17 protein-coding genes and 2 tRNA genes are annotated in these 18,352 nt (G+C 55.2%); 15 read left to right on the forward strand and 4 right to left on the reverse strand.

The window, feature by feature from the left end; genetic code table 11:
• Positions 1–201: 201 nt before the first annotated feature.
• The 3 genes from I2D83_RS14050 to I2D83_RS14060 form a co-directional block, all read right to left on the reverse strand.
• Positions 202–1,461 carry a tyrosine-type recombinase/integrase gene (locus tag I2D83_RS14050; RefSeq protein ID WP_205946733.1) on the reverse strand — a complete coding sequence of 420 codons (1,260 nt, stop codon included), beginning with the start codon at positions 1,459–1,461 and terminating at the stop codon, positions 202–204.
• A 202-nt stretch (positions 1,462–1,663) separates the two neighbouring features.
• Positions 1,664–1,750, reverse strand: a tRNA-Leu gene (locus I2D83_RS14055).
• An 8-nt stretch (positions 1,751–1,758) separates the two neighbouring features.
• Positions 1,759–1,832, reverse strand: a tRNA-Cys gene (locus tag I2D83_RS14060).
• A 602-nt stretch (positions 1,833–2,434) separates the two neighbouring features.
• Between I2D83_RS14060 and I2D83_RS14065 the strand changes: the two genes are divergently transcribed.
• The 15 genes from I2D83_RS14065 (at position 2,435) to I2D83_RS14135 (ending at position 17,718) form a co-directional block, all read left to right on the forward strand.
• Positions 2,435–3,385: a LysR family transcriptional regulator gene (locus I2D83_RS14065; protein ID WP_232427863.1), complete on the forward strand. Its 951-nt coding sequence runs from the start codon at positions 2,435–2,437 to the stop codon at positions 3,383–3,385.
• A 438-nt stretch (positions 3,386–3,823) separates the two neighbouring features.
• Entirely contained in the window at positions 3,824–4,036 is a 213-nt protein-coding gene (locus I2D83_RS14070) for an AlpA family transcriptional regulator (protein ID WP_015730120.1), read from the forward strand.
• Between the two features lie 33 nt (positions 4,037–4,069).
• Positions 4,070–4,933 carry a ParA family protein gene (locus I2D83_RS14075; RefSeq protein ID WP_205946734.1) on the forward strand — a complete coding sequence of 288 codons (864 nt, stop codon included), beginning with the start codon at positions 4,070–4,072 and terminating at the stop codon, positions 4,931–4,933.
• Positions 4,917–5,177, forward strand: a complete 261-nt coding sequence (locus tag I2D83_RS14080; protein ID WP_015730118.1) for a type II toxin-antitoxin system HicA family toxin — start codon at positions 4,917–4,919, stop codon at positions 5,175–5,177. Before I2D83_RS14075 ends, I2D83_RS14080 begins: the two co-directional genes overlap by 17 nt.
• Entirely contained in the window at positions 5,170–6,894 is a 1,725-nt protein-coding gene (locus I2D83_RS14085) for a ParB family protein (RefSeq protein ID WP_205946735.1), read from the forward strand. The genes I2D83_RS14080 and I2D83_RS14085 overlap by 8 nt, the downstream gene beginning before the upstream one ends.
• Before the next feature lie 11 nt (positions 6,895–6,905).
• The gene (locus I2D83_RS14090) at positions 6,906–7,469 is read left to right on the forward strand and encodes a DUF2857 domain-containing protein (RefSeq protein WP_205946736.1); all 564 of its coding nucleotides are present in this window, start codon (positions 6,906–6,908) and stop codon (positions 7,467–7,469) included.
• Complete coding sequence (locus I2D83_RS14095) at positions 7,466–8,680, forward strand: STY4528 family pathogenicity island replication protein (protein WP_205946737.1); 1,215 nt, start codon at positions 7,466–7,468, stop codon at positions 8,678–8,680. Before I2D83_RS14090 ends, I2D83_RS14095 begins: the two co-directional genes overlap by 4 nt.
• A gap of 317 nt (positions 8,681–8,997) precedes the next feature.
• On the forward strand, positions 8,998–9,780 hold the full coding sequence (locus tag I2D83_RS14100; RefSeq protein ID WP_476739470.1) for a PFL_4669 family integrating conjugative element protein: 783 nt from the start codon (positions 8,998–9,000) through the stop codon (positions 9,778–9,780).
• Positions 9,777–10,337: a DUF3158 family protein gene (locus I2D83_RS14105; RefSeq protein ID WP_039498867.1), complete on the forward strand. Its 561-nt coding sequence runs from the start codon at positions 9,777–9,779 to the stop codon at positions 10,335–10,337. The genes I2D83_RS14100 and I2D83_RS14105 overlap by 4 nt, the downstream gene beginning before the upstream one ends.
• Before the next feature lie 61 nt (positions 10,338–10,398).
• A complete protein-coding gene (locus I2D83_RS14110) occupies positions 10,399–10,800 on the forward strand; it encodes a single-stranded DNA-binding protein (RefSeq protein WP_039498868.1) in 402 nt (133 codons plus the stop codon).
• Positions 10,801–11,117: 317 nt separating this feature from the next.
• Positions 11,118–13,130: a DNA topoisomerase III gene (locus I2D83_RS14115; protein ID WP_205946739.1), complete on the forward strand. Its 2,013-nt coding sequence runs from the start codon at positions 11,118–11,120 to the stop codon at positions 13,128–13,130.
• 526 nt (positions 13,131–13,656) lie between these two features.
• Positions 13,657–15,120 (forward strand): DNA cytosine methyltransferase, encoded by a 1,464-nt coding sequence (locus I2D83_RS14120; RefSeq protein ID WP_205946740.1) that lies wholly within the window; start codon positions 13,657–13,659, stop codon positions 15,118–15,120.
• Between the two features lie 319 nt (positions 15,121–15,439).
• Complete coding sequence (locus tag I2D83_RS14125; protein WP_205946741.1) at positions 15,440–16,237, forward strand: GTPase; 798 nt, start codon at positions 15,440–15,442, stop codon at positions 16,235–16,237.
• A gap of 147 nt (positions 16,238–16,384) precedes the next feature.
• Positions 16,385–16,750, forward strand: coding sequence for a DUF3085 domain-containing protein (locus I2D83_RS14130; protein ID WP_015730106.1), 366 nt, complete (start codon positions 16,385–16,387; stop codon positions 16,748–16,750).
• Between the two features lie 125 nt (positions 16,751–16,875).
• A complete protein-coding gene (locus tag I2D83_RS14135; RefSeq protein ID WP_205946742.1) occupies positions 16,876–17,718 on the forward strand; it encodes a phosphoadenosine phosphosulfate reductase domain-containing protein in 843 nt (280 codons plus the stop codon).
• 65 nt (positions 17,719–17,783) lie between these two features.
• Here I2D83_RS14135 and I2D83_RS14140 read toward each other — a convergent pair whose 3' ends face one another.
• Complete coding sequence (locus tag I2D83_RS14140; protein ID WP_205946743.1) at positions 17,784–18,107, reverse strand: H-NS histone family protein; 324 nt, start codon at positions 18,105–18,107, stop codon at positions 17,784–17,786.
• Positions 18,108–18,352: the final 245 nt, after the last annotated feature.

An 18,352-nucleotide genomic window follows, 5' to 3' on the forward strand; every position in this document is an offset into this window, starting at 1 on the left:
GCGACCAAAGCTTGAAAAAACAGAGAGATATTATATTGCCATACGGTTCTAGCTGGAACCAGTTGGTTTTACGGATTCTGATATCATCAGAAGCAGAACAAAGGGAAGATAACAAATGCTCTTCCCCACAACCTACCACTAACCAAGAAAATATATAATCAGGAAGTTATCGTAACCGAATGTGCTTCCACCTATGATATATTAACCACTCGTCAACTTCCCAAAATCAAACGGACTAACTCCCCTCTCCCGGTTCGCATCGAGAAAGTCCGCCCACCACTGCAACATCAACCGACGCTCATCCAAATGCTCCGCCTTATGGATATACGCTGCCCGAACACCATTACGTTCCTGGTGGCTCATCTGCCGCTCTACCGCATCCCTAGACCACAAGCCCGACTCAATCAGTGAACTACAGGCCATGGTACGAAAGCCGTGACCACACACTTCCGTTTTAGTGTCATAGCCCATGGTTTGCAGTGCTTTATTTACTGTGCCCTCACTAACGGGTTTTCGTGAGGAATGATCGCCAATGAAAACCAACTCGCAATGCCCACTCACCTCTCTGATCTTTTTAAGGATCTCCAGTGCCTGACGGCTCAGCGGAACAAGATGTGGTGTGTGCATTTTTGAACCACGTTCGGAGAATTTCACACCGGGGATCGGTTCACGTTCAGGGGGAATCGTCCACAACGCTCGTTCAAAGTCGATTTCCGGCCAGCGGGCAAAACGGAGTTCGCTGGAACGAATGAAAATCAGTAGGGAGAGATTAATAACCCACTTGGTAAACTCACGGCCTTTGTAACCGTCAATGCGGCCAAGAAGTTCAGGCAAACGTTCAAGCGCTAATGCCGGACGATGTTCAACTTTGCCAGGCATTATCGCCCCTGCCATATCCTGCGCCGGATTATAGTCAATCAGGCCGTTTTGTACGGCATAGGTCATGATGGCGGTCACACGCTGTTTTAGACGCTTAGCAACTTCCAAGCGTCCTGAACGTTCAACGCTTTTGATCGGTGCCAGTAAGTCGCGTGTTTTCAGATCGGCGATATGTGTGTTGCCAATAGCGGGGAAAATATTGTCGCTCAGGCTTTTCTGGATACGTTCGCCATGGGATTCCGACCACTTCTTGTTGTCGGCGTGCCAGGCGCGAGCCACGACTTCGAAGGTCTTTTCATCCTCTTCCTGTTTCGCTTTTATCGCTTTCTTATGTTCGCGGGGATCGATGCCCGCAGCGACCTGTTTCCGAGCTTCATCCCGTTTCTGACGCGCTTCAGAAAGAGAGACTTCAGGATAAACGCCTAATGCCATGAGATGTTGCTTGCCACCAAAACGAAAGCGCAGCCGCCAGTATTTGGAACCATTGGGATGAACCAGCAGAAACATCCCATCACCGTCAGTCAGTGAATACTCTTTTTCTTCTGGTTTTGCCGAACGCACTTTGATATCGGTCAGAGCCATTATCAATATCCTCATTGGTGCTTACGGTGAGTATACAGAGCAAGATAGAACCAACATATATACTCAGATGTATACTCACAAGCAAGTTGATGTAGGTTGAATTGCGTTGACGTTGGGAGAGTATGGAATGAAGGGAAAGCCAGTAAAACCGTGGGTTTTAGGCAAAAAAATAGACGTCGGTTGACGTCTATTGATTTATCAATGGTGCCCGGGGCGGGACTTGAACCCGCACAGCGCGAACGCCGAGGGATTTTAAATCCCTTGTGTCTACCGATTTCACCACCCGGGCTTAAATATTGGAGGCGCGTTCCGGAGTCGAACCGGACTAGACGGATTTGCAATCCGCTACATAACCGCTTTGTTAACGCGCCAGAATATTTAGGTCTTAAGACCAACATCCGCTATTGCCGATGCTTTAAATTGGAGCGGGAAACGAGTCTTAAACCCACCCGTTATCTCTTTGTTTTAGAAAGAGTTTCCCGACGTCCCTAGATAGGATGGACAGCATTATGGACTAGAACTTAGATCTTGGCAAGTCGGAACCTAAATTTTTTTCCATACAGCGTCATACACGTCCAACAACATCCACCAGACATGGTCCAGAAAGACCTCACCAAGCCCTTTCAACAAGGCAAACCAACCATCAAGTGCCCCCCTCTGTAGCCAACATCAAACAAGTGCTACACCCTACCAGCCCGCCCCGTCATCCATATCTATAGGCAAAAAACGCACAAGCTGTGAACAAACACCTATAAGAGACAGCCTTAGCATGAGCGATGCTTCACAGCCGAGTTGCTTTGACACCTATCCCCTCTGAGAAAGACTCGGCTTAGCAAGCTATGAGATGCCCTACATCCTCATCACCAACTGAGGCTGCATTTCAGCATGGGGTGCCCGCAAATGTAGATCAATATCGCGAATGCATACCATTCGCGCAGCGGAGCCTTCCTCCATAAAAAGGAACCAATACCCAATGGAAAGAAAGGAGTATGTAAATATGAGGATACGCCACCTGCGATATTTCTTGATCGTAGCCGAAGAACAAAGCTTCACCCGCGCGGCTGCCAGAGTCCATATCGAACCATCCCCTCTGTCCCGAGCCATCAAGGAACTGGAGAACTATCTAGGGGTTCAACTGCTTCATCGGTCCAAAGGCCGCATCAGGCTAACCTGGCCGGGTGAAGTGTTTCGTGAAGAGGCTCAACGCATCATTGCCTTTATAGAGAACGCCCAAACACGAGTTAGCTCGGCCTCGCAAGGCTACCGTGGCCGATTGCGTATTGGGCTTGCAGACAGCCTGGCCCCACCAAGGCTCACGACACTGCTCGCGCGCTGTCGAGAAGAAGAACCGAGTACAGAAATCAGGATTACTGAAATGACCGTCAGCGAGATGTTATTGGCTCTCAGCCACGATCAAATTGATGTAGGTTTTACCGTCGATAATTCAATCATACCGGGATACCTCAAAGAGGTTGTATGGACAGATCGCCCAGCCATCGCGATACCGACTCACCATCCCCTGCTCTCTCAAGAAAAAATCTCTGACTCAGAGATACTTCGCTATCCGCTAGTGCTTTGCCACCCCGAGCAGTGTACTGGTGGATATAACCTGACTCGACATTTTTTCAGCAACCCGTCATTTCCAACACCAAATATTGCCGAATATGTTTCAGGACATGAGCCCATGATCATGCTGGTTGCAGCAGGCTATGGGATCGGTATCGGACTTGAATCCCAAATTGCTCTCTATAACCATCCAAATGTCATTATCCGAGAAGCAGCAGACAATATTCCCAGCACAGCCACGTTTGCCGTAACCACAGAGAGGGAACGATCAGCGGAGTTGGAGCGGTTCATCAGCCGGGCGGTCACGATCGGAGAAATGCCAAGCTTTCCGCACCTCTCACATACCAGAACCCCGTGACACACAAATGAAACAAAAGGACTGTTTTTGTCATTTTTATGACAGAAACAGTCCTTCAAATACATCAAAAACACTTGTCACACAAGTATGTTGGACGAGTACGCATAGCTCTCAAGGCTTGAAGAATAAGCCAGCCACCAACATAAATTCATCTCAGACATTTTTTGTCCGCAAATAAATAGAAAACAAAGTATTCCAACTTCTCATTTTTATAAATCAGGAATGTTGATCGTCTGCACGCTTTATCAGTTGGAAGTGATAACCAATATTGTCACCTTTCCGGAGCGAGCGAACATTGGCTTAAATCAAATCTCGCACCTGTTGCGGCAAGAAAGCGGTGACCAGCTCGTTCCTATTGTTTGATGAGGCCTATTGATGCTGCCGATTTAATGGCAATCACCCTCAATAAGCGCTACCAAGCATTAAGGAGTGACTATCATGTTCCAACAAAACACTCATCCCGTTCCTGAGCGTCGTATCCTGCGCCGGGCTGAAGTTGAAGCCAAAACAGGCTTTAAAAGGGCCCATATTTATAATTTGATGAAGGAAGGTAAGTTTCCCAAGGCTCTGCGCCTCGGCGTCCGCGCCGTCGGATGGGACTCTGCCGAAATCGATCAGTGGATCACTGATCGTCTCAAAGAACGCGCCTGACTGCTCCCAGTCACTCATTACCAGGAGCAGACCATGCAGGTGATTTCTGTTATTTCGACAAAAGGTGGCGTGGGTAAAACAACCATTGCAGCCAACCTAGGAAGTTTCGTTGCCGATGCAGGATTGCGCGTACTCCTACTCGATCTCGATATGCAGCCTACGCTGTCCTCTTACTATGAGATGCTGAGCCCCGCCCCTGGCGGCATCTATGAGCTACTGGCATTCAACGAGCAGGACTTGGGAAAGATTGTCTCTCGTACCACCATTGATCGTCTGGACCTTGTGCTATCCAACGATGAACACCGGCATTTGCACACGCTGCTGCTTCACGCTCCGGACGGCAGGCTGAGGCTGCACAACTTATTGCCTGTATTCCAGCCACACTACGACCTCGTTGTTATTGATACGCAGGGAGCACGCACCGTCTTGCTGGAGATGGCATTACTGGCATCGCAACAAGCCATTTCACCTGTCACGCCAGAAATACTCGCCGCTCGGGAGCTACGTCGGGGAACCTTGCAACTGATCGCGGACATCGCGCCTTATCGTAATCTGGGCATTACCCCCCCACCACTACACCTGCTGATCAATCGCGTGCCTGCCGTGTCGTCCAATGCCCGTATGATCCAAAAAACCTTGCGCCTGATTTTTCAGGAGCAAGCGGGCATTCACATTCTGGACACCGAGATACCCGCAATTGAAGCGTTTCCCCGTGCGGCGACTCGCGGTCTGCCAGCACATCGCGTTGAGCGTACCAGGCCTTATGGCCGCCAGACCCGCTCTGCGCGAGAAATCATGTGCAGCCTGGCAACCGAATTGCTGCCCCAGTGGCGTGAGCAGTTCGCGCTGGTCACAGGAAAAACCAGCGGAGGGCATGCCCATGTCAAATGCCCGTGAACTGGCTAAAGGCCACAAGCAACTACTACCGCTGATCGAATACGCACTGCAAGAAGGCTGGGAGGTTGTGCGTACCTCTGGTGGGCATTTGAAGTTCACCAAGCCTGGTATGCCACCGATCTTCACCAGTTCGACAGCTAGCGACTATCGTGCTGGGCGTAATGCGCGCGCCTTACTACGGCGAACACAACACCAGTTTGCTACTGACGAATCCTCTCCTGACAAGGGAGGCCACCATGCCTGATATTTCCGTACAAGACCTTGCCGGCAAACTTCTGAGCGAAGGCTTCACGAGCAAAGCACCCATTGCAGAGGTGTTGAGCGCACCTATTGCAGAAACGGCAATGGTTATCACGCTTGATGAGCTATCACCGTATGAACTTGATCCACGACTAACGCGCAACCCGCTCTACGACGAGATCAAAGCCTCAATACGCGAGCGCGGACTCGACTCTCCTCCCTCCATCACTCAGCGCCCAGGGGCAAAGGGCTATATCATTCGCAACGGAGGCAATACCAGACTCTCGATCCTGCGCGAACTCTGGACTGAGACCAGAGACGAACGCTTTTTCTGCATTCCATGCCTGTTCCGCCCATGGCCGGAACGCGGTGAAATCATCGCATTAACGGGGCATCTGGCTGAGAACGAGCTGCACGGTGGCCTGTCATTTATTGAACGTGCCCTAGGCGTCAATAAAGCACGGGAGCTTTATGAAGAAGAGACCGGGAAATCACTGTCACAGTCAGAGCTGGCCCGCCGACTCAAGGCCGATGGCTACCCTGTACCCCAGCCCCATATCAGTCGCATGCAAGAGGCCATTCAATACTTACTTCCGGCCATCCCTACTGTGCTTTATGCCGGGCTGGGAAGGCATCAGGTAGAGCAGTTGACCAGCCTGCGGCGTGCTGCTGAACGGGCCTGGTCCGCTCGCAGCACCAACACACACCACCACATCGACTTCACCACCTTGTTTCAGGATGTGTTGGTGATGTTCGACAGCACACCGGGCAATTTCAGTGTCCAGCGCATACAGGATGAGTTGATTGGACAAATGGCCAATCTGCTGGAGATGGAATACGACACGCTGGCATTCGAGATCACCGACACCGATCGGCGTTGGCAGTTACTCAGCAATGAAGCACCATCGGCTGAGCCTGGGGCATCGACGCTGCAAGAGAAGACGCCATTACTCGTCACGCCTCCCGGCGTTACATCGGAATCCACGTCGCCCAGGAACATCGAGCCATCAACGACCAGCAAGGCGTCTACACAACCGGCACCGCCCCCGTCTGAACCTGTTGGCCGCGCCTCACAAGACAAATCTGCGGCAGGAAACGATGAGCATGCCACGCTACTGCAACAGCATGTTGTTTCTCCTGCTGGCACAACCGAACGGCTGCAGTCGATTCAGCGGCTGGTCGCTGACCATACTGGCGAGACCCTGCCGGACTTCGAACGCAATGTCTTGCAATCCATCCCTATCCAGGCCGATAGCCTGTATCCGATCACTGATATCTGGCACATTGAAGCATCACTGGATGAACCTTCTCGACTACGCACCCATATTGCGCAGTTTGCCGCAGAAATCGCCCATGAAGTCGGTGCGCAAGATGCTATTGAGCCCTACGAAAATGGCATCGGATTCAGTTGCAAATGCGCCGATGACCGTGCCAACACAGATACGTCAGCATCCATGGTGCTGGCGCTGCTGCACGCTCTGAGCGCCCCCTATCTGCCCGCCACACATCCGTTTTCAGATACCACGTCTTCGATCCGGTTTGGGCTACTCGGGCATTTGTTGCAGGGGATACTGGACGCGAGCAATGACGCCAACGATGCACCACAGCGGCTCAATGACAGCGCACTGGTGAAGCTGTTTCGATTGCTACGGCTGACCCGCAGGCTGATCGACATTGAGAACGGCACACAAGATGACGGCGACGTCATTCCCGGATCATGAGGAGCACAGCCATGACCGGTCCACACCCTCTCAATCAGGCTGTCATCGCACAGGCACTGCATGATCTGCGCAATGGCCAATTGCGCAGAGCCAAGTCCATGGGATTCGATGACACCGACCTTGACGCACTGAAACATCCTGCCATGGCGAGCGTGCTGGCCAACGCCAACGTGTCCTGGTGCTCCGTCGTGGTCAACCGAGATGTGCTGCGTCGCCTCCTGCATCAGGTCGACGATGTAACCGAGGAAGTCGCCAGAATCGACCGGCTTTTGCGCCTGGGTGCCAGTACCGAACTTATCAGCAAGTTCTTCGGGCTCACCCATCAGGAAATCGCGTTGCGCCGCAGTGTGATCGGATTGCCAAAAAGGAAAGGTCGCCATCCGGTTCTGACCGAAGAGCAGGATACCAATCTGTGGCACCGCTGGTCTGCTGCAGTCAAGTCACAAAAAGTGGCACTCAATGACGATATGGCTATGCTGGATATCGCAGCGGAACTTGCCGAAGCCACGGATCTGCCGCTGTCCGTTATCTGGAGTGCCATACGCAGATGGATTGATGAAGGGCAGACCAGATGACGGGTGGCCAGCCACGCACAAACGGCCCCATCCGGCTGAATGAGTTGTTCGACCAGGCTTTCTCCCGTCTGCAACCGCAATCTGCGAAACCGGTTCAATCCGCCTCATCGCCTGCGGCAACGGATGGTTTCCTCTTTAGCGGCAACCACCACGACAGTGTGCCACGGGCACTACTGATGGACGGGCGACTCACCCCGCTTGAACGCAACGGCTGGCAAGTTTTCCGGTTGATGCTCGCAGAAGATGGTATCACCGCGATGCCAACGTACGATCAGCTCGCCCCCTGGCTCGCTTCCATGCCGTGTGCGGCCAAAGCGTCTCACGAAACAGTCGCACGCACCCTGACGATGCTGCGCCTGACCCGATGGATCAGCCTGGTCAGACGCAGACGTGATCCACGAACAGGCCGCATTCTGGGCAACCTCTATGTCCTGCATGATGAGCCACTCACACCCTATGAGGCAATCCAGCTTGACGCCGACTACCTGGCGCTGGTCAGCCAGTCTCTGGTTCATGCCAGCAAATCTGTCCAGCGTGTCGGCATGTATACGCTACAGGAGATGTCCCAGGACTCGATGCTCAGCGGCCAGGTACTGCCAACCCGATTGCAGGTGCTGACGCAGCGTCTGGCCGCACAGGGCTGGCGCATGGATTCACGTTACCCACAGGATATGAACGATCACAATTCCGAAGAAGGGATAACGCCCCCTCTTCGGAATAATGGCGACCTGACTTCGGATTCCAAATCAGGCCTGAGCGCCAGCAAAATCAGCCCACTTCGGAATCCGAAAAACATAAGTACAGTACATATAAAAGAAAATAATAAAAAAATACTTACAGTACCGCGTGCGCAAGAACTTGGAATGCTGAGTTTCCCGGAGCGTTTTATGGCACTCAAGGCTGAGCAGCAATCGGGTGCGCTGGCCGCATTACAGTCGGTTGAACCCAATTTGCACCAATCCGTCCTTGACGAATGGGATGCCCGTTGCACGACAACCAGCATTCGAAATCCTGCGGGCTATCTGTTTGGCATCATCCAGAAAGCCCTGCGTGGTGATTTCCGAGCCTGGGCTGGGCAGAAGGACAACACACAAACAACGCCTGCCACCACACCACGTGAAGCGCCTCCTCCACCGCAGCCGCCTGCGGCAAACAGAGATGTCGCACTGGCCCATCTGGCACGGCTGCGCAAATTGCTGGATACCCCCTGAATTCGGCATGTCCACAATCATCCATAGTCGTCTATACCCTGGGTATAGCTGCATACATAGCCTTCCAGGCGAGATGCACACGACTCATGCAGAAATAGCCATGCATCGTCCACTGACGTCCACCGTCGCCTATACCCCGGGTATAGCTGCACACACACCCTTCCAGCACGAGGCATCTGTTGCTTCGCAAAACAGGCTGACCAGCAGTGCGGTTTCATGACTGACGGCCTTCCCGTTGCAGCCGAAGCTGACGACTCGTTTCACTACAGAGAGTCATCACCATGGCCAACGAAAACAATGCCACTGAATCCTTGCAATTGAACCTGGGGTCATTGCGCAGTGCGATGTCACTGACCCTGCATACTCACCACGCATCGCGCATCTGGCACGGACGCGCAGCCGCAGAAGGCAAACCCGGTATCGTCGGCTTGAACGGATTTGTCTCCATCATGAACAAGCTCAAACGCGGGGCCGAGCAGGACGATCCCTACTCTGACTGGTGGATGTTGCGCATCGAAGACAAGCTGTCGCTCACCAAAGAACAGCTCCAGAGCTTGCGCCAACAAGTGGATCAGGCACTGGCAGACGTACCGTCCGCGCTAAGCCTTGGAGAAAACATGAATGTGCAACCCGTCAAGCTGCCACTGTTCGTCTCCTCGCAACTGGGCTTTATGGCGGTCTATTTACTGGCCGACTACGACGATCTTGCTCGCCGCCTGATCCTGGCCCACCACACCGCATTGATCGACCGATCAACTCTCGAACGCTGGCTTAACGACGGTGCCCATGCCCTGCGCAGTCTCTTCAGTTTGGCACAGCAATACCGCTACTCCGGCACCCAGCGTGACGACTTTGCCGCCAACAATGCCGCAGCCCGTGCCGCAGTGGAAAAGTTCGGAGAACTGCCGCAAGACGTACTCGAAGGCGCGCGCCGTTCACGCTTCGCACCACCCTTGATCCGGCGTGGACAAACGCATATGGCGCACTCAGGCACCACGAATCAAACATCCTCACACGAGGACGAGCCTGCGGATGCCCCTGCCAGCGCCAGCGAAAAGCCAACCGAAGGTGCACAAAATAGCGAGGATGACCACGCATGAGCGCATCGACACGTTTCACCATGCTGGAACAGACCGCCTTCCAGCAGTTGGAACATGCAGGCTACCTAAAAGGCCTTTTAAAACCTTTTAAAGGTAAAGGGGCACTCGAAGTCTGGGCCAGCCAATGCGAGGCACTGCGCGACGACCTGATCGTGCTGGCGCAACGGCAGATTCTGGCTCAGGCACGCAGCCATCCCTTCAACCTGCTACCGACGCAACTGGCCCAGCAAACCACTGGCGCAGGCACCACTTTTCTGCGCTGGCGCAACCTCGACCGCAGCAGCATGGGCGTGGCCCTATGGCAAGAGGTGATGGTCAACCCGGCCACGCCACCCGGACTCATCAGCGATTTACATGCAATGGAAGTCCAGCGAGCTGTGCTGAACATGCAGATTAGCCTGTTGCACACACTCACACGCCAGGCCAGGGACTGCGCCAGCAAACTGGTTCATGCCGACGAGGTTTATCTGCGCCGGACAGGCCATCAGGCAGATCTGAGCCAGCCACATCCAGGTGAAGACCGCATGAAATATCCGGCATCGGCACAACGCCGTTGACGGTTTCCGCCTGCATTGTCTTTCCAGTGCGGGCCTTTCACATCAAGCAGGAGTCATCAATATGAGTACACATTTCAGCGGCGAGGGAAATATAGGCTCTGCGCCAGAGTTCCACGAATATCCCAACGGTAACGAAGAACCACGTCGGGTGCTGCGCCTGAACGTCTACTTCGACAACCCCGTCCCCGGCAAGAGCGGTGCATTTGAAGATCGCGGCGGCTTCTGGCGGCCGGTTGACTGGTGGCATCGTGACGCGGAACAATTCGTCGAGCTGTTCCAGAAAGGCATGCGGGTCGTGGTCAGCGGACGTGTAGAGCGAGATGACTGGACCGATGAGAACAATAATCCGCGTACGACTTATCGAGTCAATGCACGCAGTGTTGGTATCCTCCCTTACCGGATCGAGGCTATCATCCTGAGCCCCAAGCCGGGGGCCACAGATCCGGTGTCTCAGGCCGAGTAACACATTGCACTTCAGGACGATCACCGACAGCGGTCGTCCCCTATTCCACTGATGTCTATTGCGTTTCGCGCGCTCCAGCACAAGAAGTTGGCTGCGTAAACGAGCCGTGCCCAGTGTAGGCCTTTCTCGACACCGAAGCCGCCGCAGGCGCACTCTTGATACACCATTCAGCCTGGATGCGAATGGTGTGCCATTCACCGATGATTGGCATCAAACTCGAAAATCAAATACGTTAGCTCGCAATCCGCATTCTTTATCATTTTAAACTCTCCAGCCGGGAATACTCGACAGCATGATCCACGTGCCGAGAGAATTCTATGAGGCTATTTCTGTGCGAGAAGCCCTCTCAGGGCAAAGATATCGGACGTGTACTGGGGGCCACCCAAAGAGGCAATGGCTGCCTCGCAGGTTCAGGTATCACCGTAACCTGGTGCATTGGTCATCTCGTTGAGGCCGCCCCCCCAGAAACCTATGGCGAGCAGTACAAACGCTGGTCTATCGAGCAGTTGCCCATTATCCCTGAGCGCTGGCGTGTCGAAGTCAAATCAAAGACCGCTTCGCAATTCAACGTCGTCAAAGACCTTCTGAGCAAGGCCACTGAGCTAGTCATCGCGACGGATGCTGACCGGGAGGGCGAGTTGATCGCACGCGAGATCATCGAACTGTGCGGTTATCGCGGCCCTATCCAGAGGCTCTGGTTATCGGCACTCAATGACGCGTCGATCCGCAAAGCACTGGCAGCGCTCAGACCATCAGGCGAAACTCTGCCGATGTACTTCTCGGCCCTGGCCCGTTCCCGCGCAGACTGGCTGATCGGCATGAACCTCAGTCGCCTGTTCACCGTCATGGGGCGGCGGGCCGGTTACGACGGCGTACTCTCCGTTGGCCGGGTACAAACCCCAACGCTGAAACTGGTTGTCGATCGCGACCGCGAGATCGCTCGCTTTGTCTCAGTGCCGTTCTGGGCAGTCGAGACCGTGCTATCAAGCGCAGGTCAATCTTTCACTGCAGTCTGGCTGGCACCAGATACAGCAACAGACGATGCCGGCCGCTGCCTGCAGGAGCCCATAGCCCGGCAGGCTGTGGAGCGCATGCGTATTGCTGGCAGCGCACAGGTCACGTCTGTCGAGACTGAACGCCTGCGTGAAGGCGCACCGTTACCCTTCGATCTGGGTACACTGCAGGAAATCTGTTCCAAGCAACTGGGCCTGGATGTGCAGGAAACCCTGGAAATCGCCCAGGCACTGTACGAGACTCACAAAGCCACGACGTACCCGCGCTCAGACTCCGGCTACCTGCCTGAAAGCATGTTCGCCGAGGTGCCGGTGGTACTCGACAGTCTTCTCAAGACCGATCCAGGCCTGAGGCCGATCGTTGACCAGCTAGACCGCAATCAACGATCGCGTGCCTGGAACGACAGCAAAGTCACGGCGCACCACGGCATCATCCCCACACTCGAACCCGCTAATCTCACGGCGATGAGCGACAAAGAGCAGGCAGTCTATAAACTGATCCGTGCCCACTATCTGGCGCAGTTTCTGCCGCAACATGAATTCGACCGTACCACCGCGCGCCTGTCATGCACGGGCGAAACACTGCAAGCGGTCGGCAAGCAGATCGTCGTCATCGGGTGGCGACAGGTGCTCACTGAACCCAGGCCAGATGAGGATGGCGAGACCACACTACGCAGCCAGGTTCTGCCAGCGCTGCATGAAGGATTGTCCTGCCAGATAACTGGCATCGACTGTAAAGCACTCAAGACATCGCCGCCACGTCCTTATACCCAGGGCGAACTGGTCAAGGCGATGAAGGGGGTAGCCAAACTGGTCTCAGATCCGCGCCTCAAACAAAAGCTGAAGGACACCACGGGTATCGGCACTGAGGCAACTCGCGCCAATATCATCAAAGGGTTACTTGACCGTGGCTACCTGCTGAAGAAAAGCCGTTCAGTACGCGCCTCCGATGCGGCCTTTACACTCATCGACGCCGTTCCCGGTGCCATTGCCGACCCAGGCATGACTGCTATCTGGGAACAGGCGCTGGACATGATCGAAGCCGGTCAGCTCACACTCGATGTCTTTATCGACAAGCAGTCAGCCTGGATCACGCAATTGGTGCAGCAGTATCGAGGAGCATCGCTGTCTATCAAGGTGCCACAGGGACCCGCATGCCCCGAATGCGGCACCGCTATGCGTCAACGCACCGGCAAGAGCGGGCCATTCTGGTCTTGTCCTCGTTACCCCGACTGCAAAGGCTCTCAGCCTATCGACAGTGGTAAACACAAACGCGCCATGCCGCGCAAGCGTAGCCGCAGTTCCCGGGAGCCCTGAGTCGCTCTGAACCCAAAGAGCCATGTCACGTCTTCTGTGATGACATGGCCTCACCCCCCGCGCCCGTGCGGGAATCCCGGCGCGCCAGTCTTCTGCTAAACCGTGCGCACCTCGCCATGCTCCGGCAGCGAGGCAAGAAGGCAACTCATCCATGGACGCACCAGACGCGTTCCCCCTTATCCGGTTCTTCCGCCCTCCATGAAGGGTTTCCTGATGCTTTGTTTGATAGGCCAGACATCAGGAAACCCTTCGGGGATGACGGTATTCATTGCCGCGCCCAACGGCGAAAAACTGGGTTCCCTTTGTGTGTGGATACATGCCAGAGGATTCCGGCCACAACCACGATAACGGCCGGGTGCGATTGCTGCGACAGCGAACGGTTTTGACGACGACTGCATCCTGAAACAGCCCACAGGTGGTTTCTTCCTACCGAGTCGGAGGCCAGCAGGTCCCCGACACTTTTTCTCCTGATTTACGACATATCCGGTTGGGCCTGTGGCCTTGAACCAAACAAACAGGAGACACAATGAGCACACAACCCCTACCCCATGCACTGCAGTTCGGCAGTGTTTGCAGCGGAATTGAAGCCGTCAGCCTGGCCTGGGAACCACTCGGTATGAAAGCCGCCTGGTTCTCGGAAATCGATCCCTTTCCGTGTGCCCTACTCGCACACCGCTACCCCCATGTCCCCAATCTCGGCGACATGACGCGCATCGCCAACCAGGTACGCGTTGGTGAGGTCATCGCCCCGGACATTCTTGTTGGCGGAACGCCTTGCCAGGCATTCAGCATCGCCGGCGCGCGACGGGGGCTGAACGACCCTCGCGGTGCCTTAACCCTCAGCTACGTGGAGCTTGCCAATGCCATCGACCAAACCCGTATCAAAAACCATCAGCCCCCCGCCACGCTCGTCTGGGAAAACGTCCCCGGCGTGCTCAGTGATCGATCTAACGCCTTTGGTTGCCTGCTGGGCGCACTGGCCGGAGAAAGCCATGCGCTCAAACCACCAGGGTCCAAATGGGCGCACGCAGGTCACGTGTCTGGACCCCACCGGCGCATTGCGTGGCGGGTTCTCGATGCCCAATATTTCGGTGTCGCCCAGCGTCGCAAGCGCGTGTTTCTTGTGGCAAGTGGTCGAGACGACCTCGATCCCTGCGAAGTACTTTTTGAGCGCGACAGCGTGCGCGGGAATTCTTCAGCGGGCAGCTCGCCGTGGCAAGAAGCTGCCCGCGCTGCTGGAGCAGGCCCTGCGACAGCAAGCGACTATGCCGGACTGAGCCCCTATGGCAAGGTGGTCACGACATTCAGCTTCGGCGGTGGTACAGGGCCAGTCAACGTGGCTGCCTGTCTGATGGCCGCTGGAGCCAAACACGATATCTGCACCGAAAACTTCCTGGTTCAGTCGGTAGCTGGCCCCCTCAGCCATACACCGAACACGGCAAATTATGGCAAAGACTATCGGGAAAATGGCAACGACAAATCTATCCCGATGATTGCCTTTACTGCCCAGGACTACGGTGCGGATGCCGTAAAAGGCGTGACGCCCACTTTGCGGACCCGGGCCTGGCCTGCCATCGCCTTTGCACAGAACGGGCGCGGCGAACTGCGCCTGGAATCGGGTCATGGCCAGATCGCTGGCACGCTGCTCGCCAGCGGCGGAAAACCCGGTCAAGGCATGCCAACCGTGTTCAGCGCCACGCGATGCGGCAACGACAAGGACCCTGTACTGACGCAGAACCTGGAAACACATCTTCATTACACGCCACGCAAACCAGACGAACAATGTTGGCCGCAATGGCGGGTCAGGCGGTTGATGCCGATCGAATGCGAACGTCTGCAGGGCATGCCCGATGACTGGACACAGGTGCCGTACCGTGGCAAACCGGCGGCCGACACGCCTCGCTACAAAGCCATTGGCAACTCAATGGCCGTGACCTGTGTGGCATGGTTGGGGCAGCGTCTGCTCGGAGCCATGCAACAGTCCAGGTAACACCGTTTCTATAAGACAGGAGCGTGTTGTTTGTTGTTCATCGCGCTCCCTGTAAAGCGTCTTTCTACCATACGCGACACCAATACGGACGAATCCTGATGCGTTTTGTTCCACGCATACGGACCGTTATCGCGCCATGCTGCATACATGTTCGCTGGCGTAGCCGGCAGCATCCCAGGCGGTCCAGGCCATCAAGACCGCGGCACGCTGATAGCGTGTTGGCTTTCGCCATCACCAGAGCGCTTAGCGTCCATTTATTCCACCCACAGGGCTCTCCTCCCTTGTGGCTGGGGAGCTCCTTTTTTTTGGAGACTTTCCCATGGATCATCAAACCATTCGCAATCAGATGCAGTCATTGGTGCGTGACCACGTTCCTTCCAATGCCCGCAGCTTCAAGTTCAACATTTTTGACGGCCAGCCCAAGGTTTCGACACTGGGCTTTCACATTGATCCCAAGCCTTTTGAAGGAAAGATCATCGCCAGGACTGAGGATGCCATTGTCGTCAAGACGGGCCGAATCGAGTTCGCCGTGCTTGACCGGACGCTCGTGACCGAAGATCCAGACGAAGGAGCCAAGGTGCAGGTCGAACCCTATGCCCGGCATCGCTTCGACGGTCTTCGCGCAGATACACCCGAAGAGCGCACCGAATACACCTCTGATGGCAAGCCCTACAAGCTTCAGACGTATGTACTCGGCTCCGCACCCGCCAGGCTTCCGATCCCGCAACCCCGCAGCCCGGAGTTACAGGAACTGATCAGGCAACTGGAGGAACTGCCGGCACCGGATGGTTTTCGTCGGATTACGCACCTGCTGGTTGATGCGGGTGCACGGGATTTCACCTGGGTCGATCCGCTGCCCAAGGACATCATCGCTACACCACCGGCTATCAGCTTCAACACCAACACGGCGAAATTCAATGGCCGCGTCACTGTGCAATACGAACGCGCCGATGACCTCTATGCCGTAGTGCTGAGCCACGATGGAGAGTTGGTTGAACGGGTTGACGGTGTGTTCTTCGATACCCTCGGAGACGTACTGTTCAGGCTGATCGACGATGGCAGTTGGCGTCGCATACGTGTGCGCACCATTCAAAAGCCGCTGCGACGCAAGTCATGACGCTACAGACAACCCGTCTATACGGTGGGTTATCTGACCAGCATCGTTTACTTATCGCACCTCGACTGGATACGCACCAATCCCCCGCCCCGGACAACGGTTCTTTACTGTGTTGCCCGGCATACCATCCTCTCAGGAGTAACGTGTATGACTTTACGCTTCAAAGGAGCCGAATTGCGGCCCATCATCGCAGAGGCTGTTGCCAATCAGTGCCGCATTATCCTGGTCAAGGACCACGGTGTTTACTGGCTTGCCGAGCATGGTGAACGCCATCCTGATGGGCGTCAAAAGTTAATCGCCTATGCGGTTGGCTGCAACCCTGATGTTGCGCCCTTTGACGACTGGTGGGAGCGTTCACGCGCCGAGTTCGGTGGCGATGATTTTGGTGAGTTTTTCGAACCTGGCGACAGGGTGTTTACCGGCATCCTGGATGGTGCTGGTGATCTCGAAGTGTCCGCTACCGCAACACAGATTTTCCTGCAAGTTGTCGCGACAAGCCCCGATAGCAACTGAGCCTCGTCCTCCATAGCCCCCTCATGGGGGCTTCTTTCCTCTCGCGCCAACACCTCCACCGCTGACACGCATTCGTCTCAGCCCACTACAGGCCATTCCACCAGCGATACCCTGGAGACGCCCACATGCGCGACCCGTTCAAGATTGACTCCCCGACCTGCATCAGTTTTTCCGGTGGCCGCACCAGTGCCTATATGCTGTGGCGCGTTTTACAGGCCAACGGCGGCCTGCCTGCCGATACCGTAGTCTGCTTCGCCAACACGGGCAAAGAAGTAGAAGCTACCCTGCGCTTCGTGCGTGACTGCGCCACGCATTGGAAAACCCCTATCCACTGGCTCGAATATCAGGACGCTGCACCAGGGTTCAAGCGGGTCGATTTCACGACTGCCAGCCGTCAGGGTGAGCCTTTCGAGGCGTTGATCCGTAAACGCCAATACCTGCCCAACCCTGTTGCTCGCGGCTGCACCACCAGCCTGAAAATTCGGCCGATGCATAAATACCTGCGCAGTCTCGGTTGGACAGAATGGGATCAATTCATTGGCATCCGCGCCGACGAGCAACGGCGTGTCGCCAAAATTCGGGCGCGCGGTCACTCTACGGAATCAAGCCATGAAATGATGTGCATGCCATTGGCCGATGCAAACATCAGCGTATACGAGGTCAGTGCGTTCTGGCAGGCGCAGCCTTTCGATCTGGAACTGTTGACCGTGAAAGGCCGCACACTCGAAGGCAACTGTGATTTGTGCTTCCTCAAGCCACAAGGACAGCGCCTGGCCCTCATCAAGGCCAGACCGGAAGCAGCCATATGGTGGATTCGTATGGAATCACTGAACCTGGCCAACAAGCCCAGTGGCACACGGTTTCGTGTTGATGGCCCCAGCTATGCCGATCTGGCACGATTTGCCGCAAACCAGGGTGATCTGTTCGATTCAACCGAAGATGCGGTGGCCTGTTTTTGCGGTGATTAAATCGCGCCGCAGGGAAACCTGATTGTCTTGGGTCTGTACTGATCAGGTGCCACTTTGGATAACGACTAGGGCAGCAACAACTGCTCCTGAGTTTTGCCCGCTGCAAGCGCCTCCTTGAACCAATTCGGCTGCTTGCCTCGACCACTCCAGGTCAGACTTGGGTTGTCGGGATGTGCATATTTGGGAGCCACAGGATTTTTTACCCGAGGACTTGGCTTTGAGTTCGGGAAGACCTGCTCCAGCTCCAGATTTTCACCTTCCAGCAACTGCAGAATTTTCTCGCGAACGGCCTTGACTCGTTCACGTTCTCCCTTGACCAGTTGATCCTGTGCGGATGCGATCAGGTCCTTCAATTCGGCTGCGGACAGCGCCTGCAAATCAATCGACATTATTTCTCCCTCCGTGGGTGATGCAGAAACTCGTTAAGTACGCGTTTGTACCACGACAGCCATTTCCAGAGGAATGGCATCTCGAAAATAGGGAACGACTCCGGTTCATATTTCTCGTCGCGCCGTCATTGAAGCGCGGGCAGTCTGTCGGCATGTTTTGCTGACGTTGTCAGCGACATGCCACGCAACCACGGTCTCCAAGGTTGCGGTGCGGCAAAAACCGCATGACCGAGCCAGTTCGCCCA

Source organism: Pectobacterium aroidearum, assembly GCF_015689195.1.
Lineage (GTDB): Bacteria > Pseudomonadota > Gammaproteobacteria > Enterobacterales > Enterobacteriaceae > Pectobacterium > Pectobacterium aroidearum.

Coding starts and splice junctions, on each gene's coding strand:
- I2D83_RS14065 (WP_232427863.1), top strand. CDS start 2,435: ATGGAAAGAAAGGAGTATGTAAATATGAGGATACGCCACCTGCGATAT.
- I2D83_RS14140 (WP_205946743.1), bottom strand. CDS start 18,107: ATGTCGATTGATTTGCAGGCGCTGTCCGCAGCCGAATTGAAGGACCTG.
- I2D83_RS14080 (WP_015730118.1), top strand. CDS start 4,917: ATGTCAAATGCCCGTGAACTGGCTAAAGGCCACAAGCAACTACTACCG.
- I2D83_RS14105 (WP_039498867.1), top strand. CDS start 9,777: ATGAGCGCATCGACACGTTTCACCATGCTGGAACAGACCGCCTTCCAG.
- I2D83_RS14075 (WP_205946734.1), top strand. CDS start 4,070: ATGCAGGTGATTTCTGTTATTTCGACAAAAGGTGGCGTGGGTAAAACA.
- I2D83_RS14090 (WP_205946736.1), top strand. CDS start 6,906: ATGACCGGTCCACACCCTCTCAATCAGGCTGTCATCGCACAGGCACTG.
- I2D83_RS14070 (WP_015730120.1), top strand. CDS start 3,824: ATGTTCCAACAAAACACTCATCCCGTTCCTGAGCGTCGTATCCTGCGC.
- I2D83_RS14120 (WP_205946740.1), top strand. CDS start 13,657: ATGAGCACACAACCCCTACCCCATGCACTGCAGTTCGGCAGTGTTTGC.
- I2D83_RS14095 (WP_205946737.1), top strand. CDS start 7,466: ATGACGGGTGGCCAGCCACGCACAAACGGCCCCATCCGGCTGAATGAG.
- I2D83_RS14085 (WP_205946735.1), top strand. CDS start 5,170: ATGCCTGATATTTCCGTACAAGACCTTGCCGGCAAACTTCTGAGCGAA.
- I2D83_RS14050 (WP_205946733.1), bottom strand. CDS start 1,461: ATGGCTCTGACCGATATCAAAGTGCGTTCGGCAAAACCAGAAGAAAAA.
- I2D83_RS14125 (WP_205946741.1), top strand. CDS start 15,440: ATGGATCATCAAACCATTCGCAATCAGATGCAGTCATTGGTGCGTGAC.
- I2D83_RS14135 (WP_205946742.1), top strand. CDS start 16,876: ATGCGCGACCCGTTCAAGATTGACTCCCCGACCTGCATCAGTTTTTCC.
- I2D83_RS14110 (WP_039498868.1), top strand. CDS start 10,399: ATGAGTACACATTTCAGCGGCGAGGGAAATATAGGCTCTGCGCCAGAG.
- I2D83_RS14130 (WP_015730106.1), top strand. CDS start 16,385: ATGACTTTACGCTTCAAAGGAGCCGAATTGCGGCCCATCATCGCAGAG.
- I2D83_RS14115 (WP_205946739.1), top strand. CDS start 11,118: ATGAGGCTATTTCTGTGCGAGAAGCCCTCTCAGGGCAAAGATATCGGA.